The organism is Gemmiger sp. (genome assembly GCF_057431175.1).
In genome coordinates, this window is the sequence record NZ_DBMDDV010000004.1 from 49,139 (window position 1) to 65,172 (window position 16,034).

27 protein-coding genes are annotated in these 16,034 nt (G+C 59.0%); all 27 read right to left on the reverse strand.

Going from position 1 to position 16,034, the window contains the following annotated elements:
* Position 1: 1 nt before the first annotated feature.
* The 27 genes from secY to ACZO0A_RS03000 all read right to left on the reverse strand — a co-directional run bounded on the left by secY (position 2) and on the right by ACZO0A_RS03000 (position 16,024).
* Positions 2-1,306: a preprotein translocase subunit SecY gene (secY, locus tag ACZO0A_RS02870; protein WP_294720089.1), complete on the reverse strand. Its 1,305-nt coding sequence runs from the start codon at positions 1,304-1,306 to the stop codon at positions 2-4.
* Position 1,307: 1 nt separating this feature from the next.
* Complete coding sequence (rplO, locus tag ACZO0A_RS02875; protein WP_215691744.1) at positions 1,308-1,745, reverse strand: 50S ribosomal protein L15; 438 nt, start codon at positions 1,743-1,745, stop codon at positions 1,308-1,310.
* Positions 1,746-1,762: 17 nt separating this feature from the next.
* The gene (rpmD, locus tag ACZO0A_RS02880; RefSeq protein ID WP_078783571.1) at positions 1,763-1,942 is read right to left on the reverse strand and encodes a 50S ribosomal protein L30; all 180 of its coding nucleotides are present in this window, start codon (positions 1,940-1,942) and stop codon (positions 1,763-1,765) included.
* Positions 1,943-1,955: 13 nt separating this feature from the next.
* Complete coding sequence (gene rpsE / locus ACZO0A_RS02885; protein WP_215691745.1) at positions 1,956-2,459, reverse strand: 30S ribosomal protein S5; 504 nt, start codon at positions 2,457-2,459, stop codon at positions 1,956-1,958.
* A gap of 16 nt (positions 2,460-2,475) precedes the next feature.
* On the reverse strand, positions 2,476-2,835 hold the full coding sequence (gene rplR / locus ACZO0A_RS02890) for a 50S ribosomal protein L18 (RefSeq protein ID WP_215691746.1): 360 nt from the start codon (positions 2,833-2,835) through the stop codon (positions 2,476-2,478).
* Positions 2,836-2,853: 18 nt separating this feature from the next.
* Positions 2,854-3,402, reverse strand: a complete 549-nt coding sequence (gene rplF / locus ACZO0A_RS02895; protein WP_294720086.1) for a 50S ribosomal protein L6 — start codon at positions 3,400-3,402, stop codon at positions 2,854-2,856.
* A gap of 16 nt (positions 3,403-3,418) precedes the next feature.
* Positions 3,419-3,817, reverse strand: coding sequence for a 30S ribosomal protein S8 (rpsH, locus tag ACZO0A_RS02900; RefSeq protein ID WP_007047282.1), 399 nt, complete (start codon positions 3,815-3,817; stop codon positions 3,419-3,421).
* A gap of 66 nt (positions 3,818-3,883) precedes the next feature.
* On the reverse strand, positions 3,884-4,069 hold the full coding sequence (locus ACZO0A_RS02905; RefSeq protein WP_215691749.1) for a type Z 30S ribosomal protein S14: 186 nt from the start codon (positions 4,067-4,069) through the stop codon (positions 3,884-3,886).
* Positions 4,070-4,084: 15 nt separating this feature from the next.
* A complete protein-coding gene (gene rplE / locus ACZO0A_RS02910; protein WP_078783567.1) occupies positions 4,085-4,624 on the reverse strand; it encodes a 50S ribosomal protein L5 in 540 nt (179 codons plus the stop codon).
* A gap of 14 nt (positions 4,625-4,638) precedes the next feature.
* Positions 4,639-4,953, reverse strand: a complete 315-nt coding sequence (gene rplX / locus ACZO0A_RS02915) for a 50S ribosomal protein L24 (protein ID WP_294720083.1) — start codon at positions 4,951-4,953, stop codon at positions 4,639-4,641.
* A gap of 15 nt (positions 4,954-4,968) precedes the next feature.
* Positions 4,969-5,337, reverse strand: a complete 369-nt coding sequence (gene rplN / locus ACZO0A_RS02920) for a 50S ribosomal protein L14 (protein WP_007047286.1) — start codon at positions 5,335-5,337, stop codon at positions 4,969-4,971.
* Positions 5,338-5,370: 33 nt separating this feature from the next.
* Positions 5,371-5,625 (reverse strand): 30S ribosomal protein S17, encoded by a 255-nt coding sequence (gene rpsQ / locus ACZO0A_RS02925; RefSeq protein WP_078783565.1) that lies wholly within the window; start codon positions 5,623-5,625, stop codon positions 5,371-5,373.
* A 15-nt stretch (positions 5,626-5,640) separates the two neighbouring features.
* The gene (gene rpmC / locus ACZO0A_RS02930; protein ID WP_078783564.1) at positions 5,641-5,838 is read right to left on the reverse strand and encodes a 50S ribosomal protein L29; all 198 of its coding nucleotides are present in this window, start codon (positions 5,836-5,838) and stop codon (positions 5,641-5,643) included.
* Entirely contained in the window at positions 5,835-6,275 is a 441-nt protein-coding gene (gene rplP, locus ACZO0A_RS02935) for a 50S ribosomal protein L16 (protein ID WP_078783563.1), read from the reverse strand. Before rplP ends, rpmC begins: the two co-directional genes overlap by 4 nt.
* The gene (gene rpsC, locus ACZO0A_RS02940; RefSeq protein WP_291231308.1) at positions 6,275-6,979 is read right to left on the reverse strand and encodes a 30S ribosomal protein S3; all 705 of its coding nucleotides are present in this window, start codon (positions 6,977-6,979) and stop codon (positions 6,275-6,277) included. The genes rplP and rpsC overlap by 1 nt, the downstream gene beginning before the upstream one ends.
* 12 nt (positions 6,980-6,991) lie before the next feature.
* Positions 6,992-7,327 (reverse strand): 50S ribosomal protein L22, encoded by a 336-nt coding sequence (gene rplV, locus ACZO0A_RS02945; RefSeq protein WP_007047291.1) that lies wholly within the window; start codon positions 7,325-7,327, stop codon positions 6,992-6,994.
* Between the two features lie 17 nt (positions 7,328-7,344).
* The gene (rpsS, locus tag ACZO0A_RS02950) at positions 7,345-7,620 is read right to left on the reverse strand and encodes a 30S ribosomal protein S19 (protein WP_256271464.1); all 276 of its coding nucleotides are present in this window, start codon (positions 7,618-7,620) and stop codon (positions 7,345-7,347) included.
* 16 nt (positions 7,621-7,636) lie between these two features.
* Positions 7,637-8,467 carry a 50S ribosomal protein L2 gene (gene rplB, locus ACZO0A_RS02955; RefSeq protein ID WP_291231307.1) on the reverse strand — a complete coding sequence of 277 codons (831 nt, stop codon included), beginning with the start codon at positions 8,465-8,467 and terminating at the stop codon, positions 7,637-7,639.
* A gap of 104 nt (positions 8,468-8,571) precedes the next feature.
* Positions 8,572-8,865: a 50S ribosomal protein L23 gene (gene rplW / locus ACZO0A_RS02960; protein WP_078783558.1), complete on the reverse strand. Its 294-nt coding sequence runs from the start codon at positions 8,863-8,865 to the stop codon at positions 8,572-8,574.
* Positions 8,865-9,485, reverse strand: a complete 621-nt coding sequence (rplD, locus tag ACZO0A_RS02965; protein WP_291210209.1) for a 50S ribosomal protein L4 — start codon at positions 9,483-9,485, stop codon at positions 8,865-8,867. The genes rplW and rplD overlap by 1 nt, the downstream gene beginning before the upstream one ends.
* Positions 9,486-9,499: 14 nt before the next feature.
* Positions 9,500-10,132 carry a 50S ribosomal protein L3 gene (gene rplC / locus ACZO0A_RS02970; protein ID WP_078783556.1) on the reverse strand — a complete coding sequence of 211 codons (633 nt, stop codon included), beginning with the start codon at positions 10,130-10,132 and terminating at the stop codon, positions 9,500-9,502.
* Between the two features lie 164 nt (positions 10,133-10,296).
* Positions 10,297-10,608 carry a 30S ribosomal protein S10 gene (gene rpsJ / locus ACZO0A_RS02975; protein WP_078783555.1) on the reverse strand — a complete coding sequence of 104 codons (312 nt, stop codon included), beginning with the start codon at positions 10,606-10,608 and terminating at the stop codon, positions 10,297-10,299.
* Between the two features lie 614 nt (positions 10,609-11,222).
* Positions 11,223-12,056 (reverse strand): hypothetical protein, encoded by an 834-nt coding sequence (locus ACZO0A_RS02980; protein ID WP_291231305.1) that lies wholly within the window; start codon positions 12,054-12,056, stop codon positions 11,223-11,225.
* Positions 12,057-12,398: 342 nt separating this feature from the next.
* Positions 12,399-14,153, reverse strand: a complete 1,755-nt coding sequence (locus ACZO0A_RS02985) for an Rqc2 family fibronectin-binding protein (protein ID WP_302150102.1) — start codon at positions 14,151-14,153, stop codon at positions 12,399-12,401.
* A gap of 136 nt (positions 14,154-14,289) precedes the next feature.
* Entirely contained in the window at positions 14,290-15,045 is a 756-nt protein-coding gene (locus tag ACZO0A_RS02990) for a Nif3-like dinuclear metal center hexameric protein (protein ID WP_215691754.1), read from the reverse strand.
* A gap of 111 nt (positions 15,046-15,156) precedes the next feature.
* Positions 15,157-15,831: a class I SAM-dependent methyltransferase gene (locus ACZO0A_RS02995; protein WP_215691755.1), complete on the reverse strand. Its 675-nt coding sequence runs from the start codon at positions 15,829-15,831 to the stop codon at positions 15,157-15,159.
* The gene (locus ACZO0A_RS03000; RefSeq protein ID WP_215691756.1) at positions 15,818-16,024 is read right to left on the reverse strand and encodes a DUF1858 domain-containing protein; all 207 of its coding nucleotides are present in this window, start codon (positions 16,022-16,024) and stop codon (positions 15,818-15,820) included. The genes ACZO0A_RS02995 and ACZO0A_RS03000 overlap by 14 nt, the downstream gene beginning before the upstream one ends.
* Between the last annotated feature and the right edge of the window lie 10 nt (positions 16,025-16,034).

The window sequence follows — 16,034 nt, forward strand, 5'->3', positions numbered from 1 at the left end:
CTTATTCCAAGAACCCTTTGTGGTAACGGGCGGTCATATAGCCTTCCAGAGAACGGCCGGTCTCAAGCGCCACACCCACGACGATCAGCAGCGTAGTACCACCCAGCTGGATGGAAGTGCCGGTGATGTTGCCGAGGATGATGGGGAAGCCAGCAACGATGGCCAGGAAGATCGCGCCGATCAGAGTGATCTTGGACAGGGTCTTCGTGATGAAATCGCTGGTGGGCTTGCCCGGACGGATGCCGGGAATGGTACCGTTGTTTTTGCGAAGCTGGTTGGCAATGTCCACGGGGTTGTACTGGATCGCAACGTAGAAGTAGTTGAACGCGACGATCAGCAGCACGTAAACGATGAGGTAAAGAACGCTGTTGTAGTTAAACACGCTGAAGAAAGCGTACAGCGCCGGATGCGAAGCTGCATCCAGATTGATGAACCGGAAGATCAGACCGGGCAGGCTGCACAGCGTCGAAGCAAAGATGATGGGCATAACGCCGGTCATGTTCACTTTAATGGGGATGTAGCTGGCCTGACCACCATACATCTTGCGGCCCATAACGCGCTTGGCGTACTGGACCGGGATGCGGCGCTCTGCGTTCGTCAGGATGACGACGAAGACCACAGCGACCAGAGCCAGGACAACCAGCAGAGGCAGCATGATGTAGAAGAACGGCTCACCGTTCTGGGCGCGGGCCAGAATGTTGGTCGTAGCAGTGTAAATGCTGGACCAGCGGGCCACGATGCCTGCGAAAATCATCAGCGAGATACCGTTGCCGATACCCTTGCTGTCGATCTGGTTGCCCATCCAGGCGCAGAGCTGAGAGCCTGCCGTGAAGGCCAACACGATGACGACCGCGCTGAAGATGCCCGCAAAGCCCTCGGTGTAAGACAGAGCGCCCATATTGCGGATGATGAAGTAGTAGCCGATGGACAGCATCAGACCGATGCCCGCGCCAACATAGTTGGTGATGCGGCGCATCTTGCGCTGGCCCTCCTCACCTTCCTTGGTGAGGTTTTCCAGATACGGAATGGCTACCGCCAGCAGCTGCATAATGATGGAGGCGTTGATGGCGGGCTGCACACCCAGGGCGAACAACGTGCATTCGCTCAGAGCGCCGCCGCTCATCATATTCAGATACTCCAGCATATCGCCGGTGCCGCCGGCAAACATCGAGGTCAGTGCGCCTGCGCTGATGTACGGCACAGGAATCGCACAGCCAAGACGGAACAGGACGAGGATCAGAAGGGTGAACAGAAGACGCTTGCGCAGATCTTCAATCTTCCATGCGTTACGGAAGGTTTCCAGCACCTTACATCACCTCAGCCTTCCCGCCCGCTTTCTCGATTTTTTCCTTGGCGGAGGCTGTATAAGCAGCGACCTTGACATTGACAGCCTTGGTCAGCTCGCCGTTGCCCAGCACCTTGACGCCGTCCAGCGTCTTGGAGATGATGCCGGCCTTCAGCAGGGCCTCGGTATCAACGGTAGAACCGGCCTCGAACTTCTCGAGGTCAGACACCTTGATGGTAACATACTTGGTTGCGAAAATGTTGTTGAAACCGCGCTTCGGCAGACGACGCTGCAGAGGCATCTGGCCGCCTTCGAAGCCAGCCTTCTTGACGCCGCTGCGGGCCTTCTGGCCCTTGTGGCCGAAGCCAGCGGTTTTGCCGTTGCCGGAACCAGCACCGCGGCCCTTGCGGGTCACGGCCTTGCGGGCACCAGCGGAAGCTTTCAGTTCGTGAAGTTTCATGCTTGCACCTCCTTGCATTAGCCCTTGGTCACGACGACCAGGTGGGCGATCTTGGCGATCTTGCCCTGGGTAGCCGCGTTGTCGGGCTGCTCGGTAACCTCACCGGGGCGGTTCAGGCCCAGGGAGTGCGCAACGGCGATCTGCTCTTTGCCGCGGCCGATCAGGCTCTTGGCGAGACGAATGGTAACTTTCTCCATTGTAGTACCCTCCTTAGCCCAGGATCTCGGCAACGGTCTTGCCGCGCTTAGCAGCGACGCTCTCGGCGTCGGTCAGGCCGCACAGGCCTGCGAAGGTAGCAGCAGTGACGTTGATGGGGTTGTTGGAACGCAGGCTCTTGGCGCGGATGTCCTTGATGCCAGCGCACTCGAGCACGGCACGGACAGGACCGCCGGCCAGAACGCCGGTACCGGGGGCAGCGGGACGCATCAGGACGCGGCCTGCGCCGAACTCGCCGACGATCTCGTGAGGAATGGTGGTGCCCTTCAGGCAGACCTTGCGCATGTTCTTCTTGGCAGCGCCCTCACCCTTGCGGATAGCCTCGGGAACTTCGCCGGACTTGCCGACACCGTAGCCGATGTTGCCCTTGCCGTCGCCCACGACGATCAGAGCAGCGAACTTCATAACGCGGCCGCCCTTGACAGTCTTGGAAACGCGGTTGATGGAGACGACCTTAGTGATCATGCCGTCATCTTCTTGTCTTCTCTGCATGGCCATTGTATCTTCTCCCTCCTTACAGCTTCAGACCGGCCTCGCGGGCACCCTCAGCGAGAGCCTGCACACGGCCGTGGTAAACGAAGCCGCCACGATCGTAGACGACCTCAGTAATGCCCTTCTCCAGGCACTTCTTGGCGATGGCCTCGCCAACCTTCTTAGCAGCGTCAATATTGCCGCCGTAAGCATTGAAATCTTTGTCCATGCTGGACGCGCTGGCCAGGGTCACGCCCTGCTCATCATCGATGACCTGAGCGTAGATGTGCTTGGCAGAGCGGAAAACATCCAGACGGGGACGAGCAGCAGTGCCGCTGATCTTGCCGCGGACACGACGGTGGCGGCGCAGACGAGCAACGTTCTTATCAGCCTTGTTGACCATAATGTTTCTCCTCTCCTATTATTTACCCTTGCCGGCTTTGCCTTCCTTACGGATGACATACTCGCCAACATAGCGGATACCCTTGCCTTTGTACGGCTCGGGCGGGCGGACACCGCGGACCTCGGCAGCGAACTGGCCGACTTCCTGCTTGTCGATACCAGTGATGCTGAAGTGCAGCGCATCTTTCAGCTCGATCTTGATGGTATCGGTGTCCTCGAACTCAACGGGATGAGAGAAGCCCAGGGTCAGGGTCAGCTTGCTACCCTGCTTGGCGGCACGATAACCGACGCCCTGAATTTCCAGATCCTTGCGGAAGCCTTCGGTAACACCGACGACCATGTTATGGATCAGGGTGCGGGTCAGGCCATGGAGGCTGCGTGCCTCCTTCTCGTCATTGGGGCGGGTAACCAAAATCTCATTGCCCTCGACAGCAACATTCATCAGAGGATGAAATTTGGAATGCAGGGTACCCTTGGGGCCCTTAACGGTGATAGCGTGCTCGGCCGCATCGACCTTCACTTCCACACCGGCGGGAATGACGATGGGTTTTCTTCCAATTCTCGACATTGTCTATACCCCTTTCTTACCACACAAAGGCGAGAACTTCACCGCCGACATGAGCAGCGCGGGCTGCCTTGTCGGTCATGACGCCTTTAGAGGTGGAGATGATTGCGGTGCCCAGGCCCTTCATGACCTTGGGCATATCCTCGCAGTTGGTGTAAATACGCAGGCCAGGCTTAGAAACGCGCTTCAGGCCGGCGATGACCGGAGTACCATTCTCCTGGTACTTCAGGGTCAGGGTGATGGTCCCCTGCTTGTTGTCCTCGGTCACTTTCATACCCTTGATGTAGCCCTCGTCAACCAGGATCTGGCAGATCGCCTTCTTCAGGTTAGATGCGGGGATGTCCACGGAAGGGTGTTTGGCAGTGCTAGCATTGCGGATGCGGGTCAGCAGGTCCGCGATAGGATCGGTGATTTGCATGCCACTAACCTCCTTAGGTTGTGTTTAAGAGTGTTGTTATTCGTTCAGACAGAAGCAATCAAGGGCTTACCAGGAAGCCTTCTTGACGCCGGGGATCTCGCCCTTGTAAGCCAGCTCACGGAAGCAGATACGGCAGACACCGTACTTGCGCAGGTAAGCGTGGGGACGACCGCAGATCTTGCAGCGGTTGTAAGCGCGGGTCGAGAACTTGGCGGGCTGCTGCTGCTTGAGCTTCATAGAAAGTTTAGCCATTTACAGTTCCCTCCCTTAGTTTGCGAACGGAGCGCCCAGAGCCTTCAGCAGCTCCTTGGCTTCCTCGTCGGTCTTTGCGGTGGTGACAAAGCAGATGTCCATGCCGCGGATCGCGTCGACCTTGTCGAAGTCGATCTCAGGGAAGATGATCTGCTCTTTCAGGCCGAAAGCGTAGTTGCCGCGGCCGTCGAAGCTGTTGCCGTTGATGCCGCGGAAGTCGCGGACACGGGGCAGCGCCACATTGAAGAGGCGGTCGACGAACTCGTACATACGCTCACCGCGCAGGGTGACCTTAGCGCCGATGGGCATACCCTCGCGCAGCTTAAAGTTTGCAACGCTCTTGCGGGCCTTGCAGACGATAGCCTTCTGGCCGGTGATCTGGCCCAGGTCGGCGACGATGGCGTCGATGACCTTGGCGTTCTCCTTAGCCTCACCAGCTGCAACGTTGATGATGACCTTATCCAGCTTGGGGATCTGCATAACGCTCTTGTAGCCGAACTTCTTGTTCAGGGCCGGAGCGATCTCGTTGACATACTGTTCTTTCAAACGTGCCATTGTGTACTCCTCCCTTACAGTTCAGCGCCGCACTTGCGGCAAACGCGGACGGTCTTGCCGTCCTTGACAGAATGGCCCACGCGGGTGGCCTTGCCACACTTGGGGCAGACGGGCATGACCTTGCAGGCGTAGATAGCGCCCTCGGCCTTGACGATGCCGCCCTGCTCACCCTGACGGCGAGGCTTGACGTGCTTCGTGACCATGTTCAGGCCCTCGACGATGACCTTGCCCTCTTTCGGGGAGGTCTGCAGGACTTTGCCGGTCTGGCCCTTGTCCTTGCCGGAGATGACCATAACGTTGTCGCCGGTTTTAACATGAAGATTGTTCATTTAATTAAAACCTCCTTACAGCGATTCCGGAGCCAGGCTCAGGATCTTGGTGAAGCCAGCGTCGCGCAGTTCGCGAGCGACAGGTCCAAAGATACGAGTGCCCTTGGGGCTCTTGTCGGCCATGACGATAACGGCGGCGTTCTCATCAAAACGGATGTAGGAACCGTCGTCACGGCGCAGGCCGTGCTTGCTACGGACGATGACGGCCTTGACCACGTCGCCCTTCTTTACAGTACCACCGGGAGCAGCCTTCTTGACGCTGCAAACCACGATGTCACCGATGTTTGCGTATCTCTTGCGGGTACCGCCCAGTACACGGAAGCACATTAACTCCTTAGCACCGGTATTGTCGGCCACTTTGAGATAAGTTTGCATCTGAACCATCTTTCAGGTCCTCCTTTCAAAGTACCAGGCTGATTATTTTGCCTTCTCGATGATCTTGACCAGACGCCAGTTGACGTCCTTGGAGATCTTGCGGGTCTCCATGATCTCAACGCGGTCGCCGATGCCGGCTTCGTTGTTCTCGTCATGGGCCTTGAACTTCTTGGTGCGCTTCAAGATCTTCTTGTACAGAGGGTGCTGGACGCTGTCCTTAACAGCGACAACGATGGTCTTGTCCATCTTGTCGGAGACAACGACGCCCACACGGGTCTTTCTCAGATTACGTTCCATGCTTTACCCTCCCTCTTACGCGTTCTTAGCATTCTTCTCAGCCAGGACGGTCATCACGCGGGCGATGTCCTTCTTAACGGCCTCGATGCGAATGGGGTTGTCCAACTGGTTGATGGCGTGCTGAAAGCGCAGGTTGAAGAGTTCGGCCTTCAGGTCCTTGAGCTGCTTGTTCAGCTCGACATCGGTCATTTCGCGCAGTTCAGTGGCTTTCATTCAGCGTCACCCTCCTTTACAGTGTCAAGCTCTTCGCGCTTGACGAATTTGCAGCGAATCGGCAGCTTGTGGCTGGCCAGACGCAGAGCCTCGCGAGCGGTCTCCTCGTTGACATCAGCCAGCTCGAAGAGCACGCGGCCCGGCTTAACGACGGCTACCCAGTACTCCGGGCTGCCTTTACCGGAACCCATTCGGGTGCCGGCCGGCTTCTCGGTAACGGGCTTGTCGGGGAAGATCTTGATCCAGACCTTGCCGCCACGCTTGATATAACGGGTCATGGCAACACGAGCTGCCTCGATCTGGTTGGAGGTGATCCAAGCCGGCTCGAGAGCGACCAGGCCGTAATCGCCCTGGTTGACCTTGTTGCCGCGCATGGCCTTACCGGTCATGCGGCCGCGCTGGACGCGGCGGTACTTAACACGCTTCGGCAGTAACATTACTGTTTGCCTCCTTCCTTCTTGGCGGGGGCTTTGGCGCCCTTCAGGATCTCGCCCTTGTAGATCCAAACCTTGACGCCGACCTTACCGTAGGTGGTGTTGGCCTCAGCGAAGCCGTAGTCGATGTCAGCGCGCAGAGTCTGCAGGGGGATGGTACCCTCATGGTAGCTCTCAACGCGGGCGATGTCAGCGCCAGCCAGACGGCCGGAGCAGGTGACCTTGATACCCTTGGCAGGCGTGGCGCTGCGGTCACGGGGCTGCATGGCATTGCGGATGGCCTGCTTCATGGCGCGGCGGAAAGCGATGCGGCGCTCCAGCTGGGAAGCGACGTCCTCAGCAACCAGCTGAGCATTGGTGGTGGTGCCTTTGACCTCGATGATGTTGAGGTTGACAGCCTTGCCGGTCAGGGCAGCGAGCTGCTTCTCGATCTTGGCGCTCTCAGCACCGCCCTTACCGATAACGATGCCCGGCTTTGCGCAGAAGACATTGACCTTCACGCGGGGGGCACCGGTCTGGGAGTCGACGGTACGCTCGATCTCGATCTTGGGAACGCCGGCAGCGTACAGCTGCTTCTTCAGGGTCGTGCGGATCTTGTGATCCTCGACCAGGGTGTCGCCGAATGCCTGCTTAGAGGTGAACCAACGGCTGTCCCAATCTTTGATAACACCCACGCGCATGCCGTGGGGATTGACTTTCTGGCCCATTTGTTTACCTCCTTACTCTTTCTCTTTCAGCACAACAGTCATGTGGCTGGTGCGCTTCAGGATGCGGTATGCACGGCCCTGTGCGCGAGGCATGATGCGCTTGAGCGTGGGGCCGGGGCAGACGTAGCATTCTGCGACGTAGAGATTGTTGCGATCCATGTTGAAGTTGTTTTCCGCATTTGCGGCAGCAGAGTTCACCAGCTTGAGAAGGGGCTCGCAGGCGGCCTTCGGGGTGTACTGCAGGATAGCCAGCGCTTCGTCCAGGGGTTTGTTACGGATGAGGTCCATCACGATCGAAACCTTGCGGGGACTAATGCGGGCGTAACGGAGAATTGCCCGTGCTTCCATTCGATGTTCCTCCTCTCTTATTTGCCAGCGGTCTTAGCGCCGACGTGGCCGGTGAACTTGCGGGTAGGTGCAAACTCGCCCAGCTTGTGGCCAACCATGTCCTCGGTAACGTAGACAGGCACATGCTTACGGCCGTCATGAACGGCGAAGGTGTGACCGACGAACTCGGGGAAGATGGTGGAGGAACGGCTCCAGGTCTTCACGACGCTCTTCTTACCAGCCTCGTTCATAGCCTCGACCTTTTTGTACAGGGAAGGCAGAACGTAAGGGCCCTTCTTAGTGCTTCTAGACATTGTTCAAAAACCTCCCTTAGCCGTTGGCGCGCTTGACAATGAACTTGTCGCTGCGGGCCTTGTGTTTGCGGGTCTTCAGGCCCAGAGCGGGCTTGCCCCACGGAGTACGCGGGCTGGAATGACCGACGGGTGCGCGGCCCTCGCCACCACCGTGAGGATGGTCGCAGGGGTTCATGACGGAACCACGGCTGCCGGGGCGGACGCCCATGTGGCGCTTGCGGCCGGCCTTGCCCAGGTTGACGTTCTCGTGGTCGAGGTTGGAAACAACGCCGACGGTGGCGATGCAGTTCAGACGAACGTTGCGCATCTCACCGGAGGGCAGACGGACCAGAGCGTAACCATTCTCCTTAGCCATCAGCTGAGCCATAACGCCAGCGGAGCGGACCAGCTGGCCGCCCTTGCCGGGGTAGAGCTCGATGTTGTGGATCATGGTACCGACGGGGATGTTCTCGAAGGGCAGGGCGTTGCCGGGCTTGATGTCCGCGTTGGGACCAGCCATGATAACGTCACCGACCTTCAGGCCGTCAGGAGCCAGGATGTAGCTCTTGACGCCGTCCTCGTACTCGACGAGGGCGATGAAAGCGGAGCGGTTCGGATCGTACTCCAGCGTCTTGACGGTGGCGGGGACATCAAACTTGTTGCGCTTGAAGTCGATGACACGATACTTGACGCGGTTGCCGCCGCCGTGATGGCGGACGGTGATCTTGCCGGTGTTGTTGCGGCCGGCGTGCTTCTTCTTGGACTCGAGCAGGCTGCGCTCCGGATCAACCTTGGACAGGACGCTGTAATCAGTAACAGTCATGCCACGGCGACCGGGGGTAGTCGGCTTGTACTTCTTGATAGCCATGTTGATCTCCTTGTTGTTATCTTATGAATTATTCTCGGGGTCATATCCCCATAACCGGGCCCCTCGGCGGGGTCCTGAGTGACGGCCTTGCGGCCATCAGGTCATCAAACCATGGAGTTGAAGAACTCGATCTCCTTGGAGTCAGCAGTCAGGGTGACAATGGCCTTCTTGCTCTTGGCAGTGTAGCCGGCGTGCATACCCTGGCGGCGATAGCGACCACGGACGGAGATGGTGTTGACCTTGGCGACCTTCACGCCGAACAGCTCTTCAACAGCGTTGGCAATGTCGATCTTGGTGGCGTCGGTAGCGACCTTGAAGGTGTACTTCTTGTCAGCGATGCCAGCCATGGAGTTCTCGGTGATGACGGGGGCGAGAACGATGTCCTGTGCGAATTTCATCACGCATATACCTCCTCAAGTTTCTTGGCAGCGTCAACGCTCAGGATCAGCTTGTCAGCGTTGACAACATCGTAGGTGTTGATGCCGGTAGAGGCAGTCTGGACACCGGGGATGTTGGCGGCGCTCTTGACGAACTTAGCGTCCAGAGTGTCATTGACGATCAGGTTCTTCTTGCCTGCGCCGACAGCGGCCAGGAAAGCAACGACGGTCTTGGTCTTGTACTCGTCGGCGGCGATCTTGTCGACGACGATCAGGTTGCCGTTGGCAGCCTTGTCAGACAGGGCGCTGAGCAGAGCCAGGCGCTTGACCTTCTTGTTGATGGTGTAGTAGTAGCTGCGGGGCTTGGGGCCGAGAGCAACACCACCGTGGGTCCACTGCGGAGCGCGGATAGAGCCCTGACGAGCGTGGCCGGTGCCCTTCTGGCGCCAAGGCTTCTTGCCGCCGCCGCGGACTTCCTTGCGGATCTTGGTGTTCTGGGTGCCCTGGCGCTGGTTGGCCAGGAAGTTGACGACTGCCTCGTGGACAGCCTTCTCGTTCGGGGTGATCCCGAACACGGCGTCGGAAAGCTCAACGGTGGAAACCTTCTTGCCGTTCATATCGACGACATCAAACTGTGCCATTGTGTTTTCCTCCTTTACGCTTTCACGCTGTCGTGGATGGTCACGACCGAGCCCTTCGGGCCGGGGATCGCACCCTTGATCGCGATCAGATTGTTCTCAGCATCGACTTTAACGATGCTCAGGTTCTGAACGGTCACGCGGACCGCACCCATGTGGCCGGGCAGACGCTTGCCCTTGAACACGCGGGACGGGCTGGAAGTGGAACCGTTAGAACCGGCATGACGTGCAACAGGGCCGGTGCCGTGGCTCTCACGCAGGCGGTGCTGGCCAAAGCGCTTGATAACGCCCTGATAGCCCTTGCCCTTGCTGGTGCCGACAACGTCAACCTTGTCGCCCTCTGCGAAGACATCAGCCTTGAGGATGTCGCCGACGTTGACGGCAGCGATGTCATCAAAGCGGAACTCGCGCAGGGTGCGCTTGGGAGCGACGTCAGCCTTGTCGAAGTGACCCTTGGCGGCCTTGTTGACCTTCTTGGCGCTCACTTCGCCGTAGCCCATCTGAACAGCCTGGTAGCCGTCAGACTCAACGGTCTTCTTCTGCACGACAGTGCAGGGGCCGGCCTCAATGATGGTGACCGGGACGACCTTGCCGTTGGCGTCGAACAGCTGGGTCATGCCCAGCTTCTTGCCGATGATACCTTTTTGCATTGTGTTTGTCCTCCTGTAAAGGTTATTGGTTGGTGGTTTCCCATCAACATGACCTCTCCGCTGTTTGCATTGCAGCGAGATGGTGCTTTACCGTGTTTTCATTACACGCCGACCGTTCACGGATCACGGCCGCGCGTATCGGCCATTATAATGTAGAAACTCGATTACAGCTTGATCTCGATGTCAACGCCGGCGGGGAGCTGCAGGCTCATGAGAGCCTCGACCGTCTTGTTGGACGGCTTCAGAATGTCGATCAGACGCTTGTGCGTGCGGGTCTCGAACTGCTCACGGCTGTCCTTGTACTTGTGGACAGCGCGCAGGATCGTGACGACCTCCTTGTCGGTGGGCAGAGGGATCGGGCCGGAAACGCGAGCGCCAGTGCGCTTAGCGGTCTCCACGATCTTCTGTGCCGCAGCATCGATCAGGGATGCATCGTAGCTCTTCAGACGGATTCTGATTTTTTCTTTGACTGCCATTGCATTCGCCTCCTATAAAATTTTGCGCCTTAGGCGAGCCGATAAATTACACACGTTTCCGGGTGTTCAACCTTTTCGCATGACAAAATCCGGTGAACCGTTTTACACAGTTCTCCCGGAAAGAATCATTACAAAGTAAGGTGAACATTGGTCCGCACCGCAGAATGCAGTGGCGTACATATCCCTTTGTTTCCGTAATTCTTTCGCCCGGTTCTAAGATCGGACATACTCCGCGGAAAAACCCGCCAACCTCTCGGCTATATGGCGGCAACCTCCCGCATCAACGCATATCGCGGCTTGCGCAGCTTGCTTTATCTGCACAAGCCTTCCGCAGCCAAGAAAGATTATAGCACACGTTTCCCGGCGTTGCAAGTGTTTTTTGGCATTTTTATAAAATTTTTTTGAGAAATTTTTACGTTATGCCGAAAGTAGCGTTTGTTGAGAGGGTTTTCAACAGAGTGCATGGTTTTTGGGGAAAGAAGTCCTGTTTTTCAGGCAAATTGCAGCGTGAAAAGTTATTGCTCTGTAGGGGCCGCACATGTGCGGCCCGCAGCTGTAAGGTAAACGGTCATTTGCGGGAAGGCCGCGGGCCGGGCATGCCCGGCCCCTACAACTCAGTTGGGCAGCTCCAGCGCGTCCACCCGCCAGCCATTCTCCGTCGGCACCAGGCGCACCGTCGTTACAGTGGCGGTATCGGGCACAATCGTCTCCTCCCCCGCCCAGCCCGCGAAGTCCTCGCTCTCACAAGTCAGCACGACTTGATAAAACGTAAGGCTTCCGTCAGGCTGTAATTCCGGCTCGGTAAAGACATGCCCGCAGTAAGCAATATTACTGCCGCGGTCACCATCGATCGTCAGGATTGTGTCACTCTCCCCTTCCGCAAAAGGCGCGGGATCCATGTTCAGCATATCATCGATCCAAGCATCGGAATAGACTGTGTGCAGAAAGCTGCTGAACTCCGAGAACTTTGTGTAGAACGCACCGTCCGTCGCATAGCCCTGAAGCCATCCCGGCAAACCCTCCACAGACTCGAAGGGCATAAAGCCCGCATGCATCCCAAACCAATGGTACTGGAAGTAATACGCCGAGGCCAGCGCAGCCCGGGCCTGCTTATCCAGCGAAGCAGGAACATCGCTGACTTCTGTGCGGTCGTAGTGGCCTTCTACCCACGGCGCATTGACTGTGACGGTGACGACATTGTTCTCAGGCACTGTGTAGGGCTCAGCTTGCACTTTCAAGTCCCAGTAGCGTCCGCCGTTGCGGCTATAGTTATCCTGCCAATCCGGGTTCAGTTCTTTTATGTTTTCCACCGTTGTGTGGAAAATCTCCGCCACTTCTTCCAGCGAATCCGCCGAGTAACGGAGCGTCACGCCCTCGGTGGGCCAGACAACTTTTTCGCCCTGCTGCAGCAGTGGTTTATGCGGCGCACTGAATGTGTAGTCCGGCATCCGGCAGCCCGCATCGCCCCGCCAGTCATCGAAAGAGACTTCCTCGTACACCGCCATCGTCGGGGACGGAGTGGCTGTCGGCGCCTCGGTAGGCGCCGGGGTTATGACAGGTGTTGCGGTCGGGTCAGGCGTTGGGGTGATGCTGCCCGCCGGGGCAGAAGCGCACGCAGTAAGAAAAATAAGAGATGCAAGAATTACAGCGCATTTTTTCATAACGTACCTCATCGAAAGATGCCCTGTAGGGGCCGCACATGTGCGGCCCGCAGCTGTATGGCAGACGACTGCTTACGGGAAAGCCGAAGGCCGGGCCTGCCCGGCCCCTACCGTGCGCTGATGGAATATTCACTTCCGTTTCAGCTGCTCCTCCAGCCCGGCACGCGGGGTGATGTAGACGGTGGTGTAGACCTCGTACAGGACCATGCCGGGCTTGGCGCCGTTGGCTTTCCAGATGTTCTTGACCTCGGTGGTATCCACTGCCACCTTCGCGCCGCCATTCTGGCTGGAATGGAGCACCGCCAACTCGGCGGCCTCCTGCCTGGTCGTGTCGGGGATATCCTCTCCCCTGCTCATGACAACGCAGTGGCTGCCGGGGGCTTTCTGCACATGGAACCACAAATCTTTGCCGCGGGCGGTGTGCAGGGTCAGCTTGTCGTTCTGCAAATTGTTCCGGCCCACAAGGATCTCAAACCCATCGCTGGACGTGTAGCGCAGAAAATCCGCGGGCTTCTGCTTGCGGTCGCGCTGCTTGTAGTATTTCAGGTAGCCCTGGCTCTTGAGCTCGGCCCGGATCTCATTCAGTGCCATCTCGCCCGGGGCGCTCTCTACCTCGTACAGGACCGTGCGCAGGTACTCGATCTCGGCCTCGCCCTCCACCAGCAGCTTTTGCAGCATGGCGTGGGCAGTCTGCTTCTTTTTGTAATCGCGGAAATACTTCTGCGCGTTCTCGTTGCCGCCCAGGCGCGGGTCAAGTTTGATGGTCACATCCTCGCCGGTGTAGTAGTTCTGCACCGTGACCTGGCGGTCGCCTTTGTGGATGGCCCAGAGGTTGGCCTGCAAAAGCTCACCATACAGCCGCAGCGTGTCGGCCTTAGCGGATTGGCTCAGTTCCTCTTTGCGGGCCGCCTGTTTGCGGACGGAACGATCGTACATATTATGGACGGCCTTGTACAGCTCGCGGCTCTTCTGGCGCAGGCGCTCGGCGCGGTCCTTGGTGGCGTAGTAATCCTCGAGCATTTCGCTGTAACTCGGGTACTGGGTCAGAATCGCCTCGCTGCCGTACTGCTGCGGGACAAAGAAGCTGAACTCCACCGGCTTGGGCGCACCGTCCGCCTGGGGCAGCCGCACCGCCGTCGGCGTGCCGCCGTGGGCGTGCTCGTCCTTCAGTGCATCGATGGCCGCCGCCAGGTGGGCTTTCTCGTCGGCAGTTAGGTCGCAGGCCAGCGCCGGTGTTTCGCCCAGTGCGCGGCAGACAGCCTCCCGCACGACGACCGGGCCAACGCCCGCCACCGTTTTGCCCAACGCCTGGGCCACCGGCAGATCCTTCTCGCAGGCGGCCGCCACAATAGACGCAGCGCTTGTCTCGAGGAAGTCCGGTCGCGCGGGCTTGGGCGGCAGCGTGTAGGCCAGGCCGGGCAGCAGCTGGCGGACCTCGCTGTCGTCAAAGTCCACACGTTTCAGCGCGTCGATGATACGGCCATCCTGTACGAGCACGAGGTTGGAGTAACGGCCCATCAGCTCCACGGCCAGCGTGTTGGTGACCAGGTCGCCCATCTCGTTGGTGCAGCGGAAGTCAAAATACACGATGCGGTCGCCCGGCTCGCGGCGCAGCTCGATGAGCCGCCCGCCGGTCAGGTGCTTGCGCAGCAGCATACAGAAACCCGGCGGCGTGAGTGGATTTTCGAAGCTTTCCTTCGTCAGGCAAACGCGGGCCGAACCGCTGCGGGCCGACAGCAGCAGGCGGTGAGTCTCGGTGCGGGTGCGCAGCGTCATCAGCACCTCGTCGCGGGTCGGCTCAAAAATTTTGTCGATCTTCGCGTCGAGCAGGGTCGTTTTCAGTTCACCGGCGACCAGCGCCAGCGTTGCGGCATCTAGTGACATAGGGAGAATCCTCCGAGATACTATAAGGTAAGCGAGAAGAGTGAAAAGAGAAGAGATCCTGACGCGATGGAAAAGCTGTATGCCGGGCTTTTGCCTCGTCCCGTCTTCCTCCCTCTTCTTTCTTCTCTTTTTTCTACTATAATAAGTAAGAATACGGGTCTTTGTCGGCCTCGGCGTGGGCGACGGCCAGCTGGGGGAACTGCTTGGCAATGTGGGCGGCCAGCACGTCGGCGACGGCGTGCTCGGTGCCCCAGTGGCCCGCCACGACCAGGCCGACGCCCTTTTCCTTTGCCAGCAGGGCGATATGGTGCGCAGCCTCGCCGGTGACAAGGCAGTCCGCACCCAGGTCGATGGCCTCCTGCAAGTAGCTGCCGCCCCCGCCGCTGACCTCAGCCAGGCAGGTAACGGGCTTCTGGCCGTTCACATACTTGACGCCGCTGTGCAGCGTGTCGGCGCAGAACTTTGCCAGCGCTTCCACAGTGGTTGGCATCGTGGTCCCGATGCGGCCGCAGCCCTCGGCAAAGCTTTCACGCCCTTCGGCGGCAATGCCGAGGATATCACAAAGGGTATCGTTGACGCCGCCCGGTGCGGCATCCAGATTCGTGTGCATACAGATGGCAGAGATGCCATTTTTCATCAGCAGCGCGGGTACATCGTCGGCGTGCAGACTTTTGATGGGGTGGAAGATGACCGGGTGATGGCTGACGATGAGCTGGCAGTCGTTTTCCACAGCCTCCCGCACGACGGCGGGGGTAATGTCCAGCGTGGTCAGCACCCCGTCCACCGGCGTGCCTGCATCGACGAGCAGTCCGACGTTATCCCAATCCAGCGCCAGTGCGGGCGGCGCGACCGCCTGCAGCAGGCCCAAAATCTGCTGTACCGTTACTGACATGATAATTCCTCCAAAAAGTTTGTATGCGGGGCAACACCCTGCGGGCGCATATGGAATGCGCCCCTACAAGTGGAGCCCGTAGGGGCGGATTCCATATCCGCCCGTGAATGTTCACCCTGCCGCCAGCCTGTCCAATTCCGCGATAAGCGCCCCCACCGCGTCCTTTTCTGCGCCGTCCGGCAGGCCGAGGCGGTACTTTTTCAGCTTCGCGTTCTGCACGGCGTAATAGTCCGCGCAGCCGGGCTGCCCCTGTGTCAGACCGGTCAGGCAGTACAGCCCATCCGGTTCGCGGGCATCGCCCGTGTACTGCGCGTTCATCACGGCGTACCACCGCCCCGCCGCCTGACAGAGCGTTTCGCCCCGCAGGGCAAAACCGCGCCGGGCCAGCCACCGCCGCAAGATGCTGTGCTTGGTGGCTGGCACCAGCACCAGATTGTACCGTGCATCAAACACCCAGGGAGCGGCCTCCAATATTTCTATGATCGTCTCCGCGCCCATGCCTGCGATGATGATGTCCTCGGCCTCGCCGGGGGCCAGCACTGCCAGCCCGCTGCCCAGGCGGAACTGCACCTTGTCCCCATAGGGGGCACAGGTCACGCGGGCTTTTTCCAGCGGGCCGGGGCGCAGGTCACAAGCCAAAACAAGCGGGCAGCGACCGCTGCCCGCCAGTGCGGCGCTTAATTTGCCGTGGTCACAGCCGATATCCGCTGCCACGCGCCCCGCCCGTACAAAGGCATAGGCGGCGGCCAAGCGGGCATCCAGCTGGGGTACCTTACAGGTGTGCAAAGTAGTCGTTCAGCTCGGCGACGAGCTCGTCGGGATCAACACCGTGGACAGCGCAGGCTTCCTCAACGGTCTCACCGTGGGAGGCCATGCAGCCCAGGCAGTGCATACCGGTGGCCAGGAAGATGGGCACGCAGCCCTGGGTGGGGTCGTTGTTCAGGATCTCGGCGATGATGGTATTCTTGGTAATGGTCATGAGAGTGTTC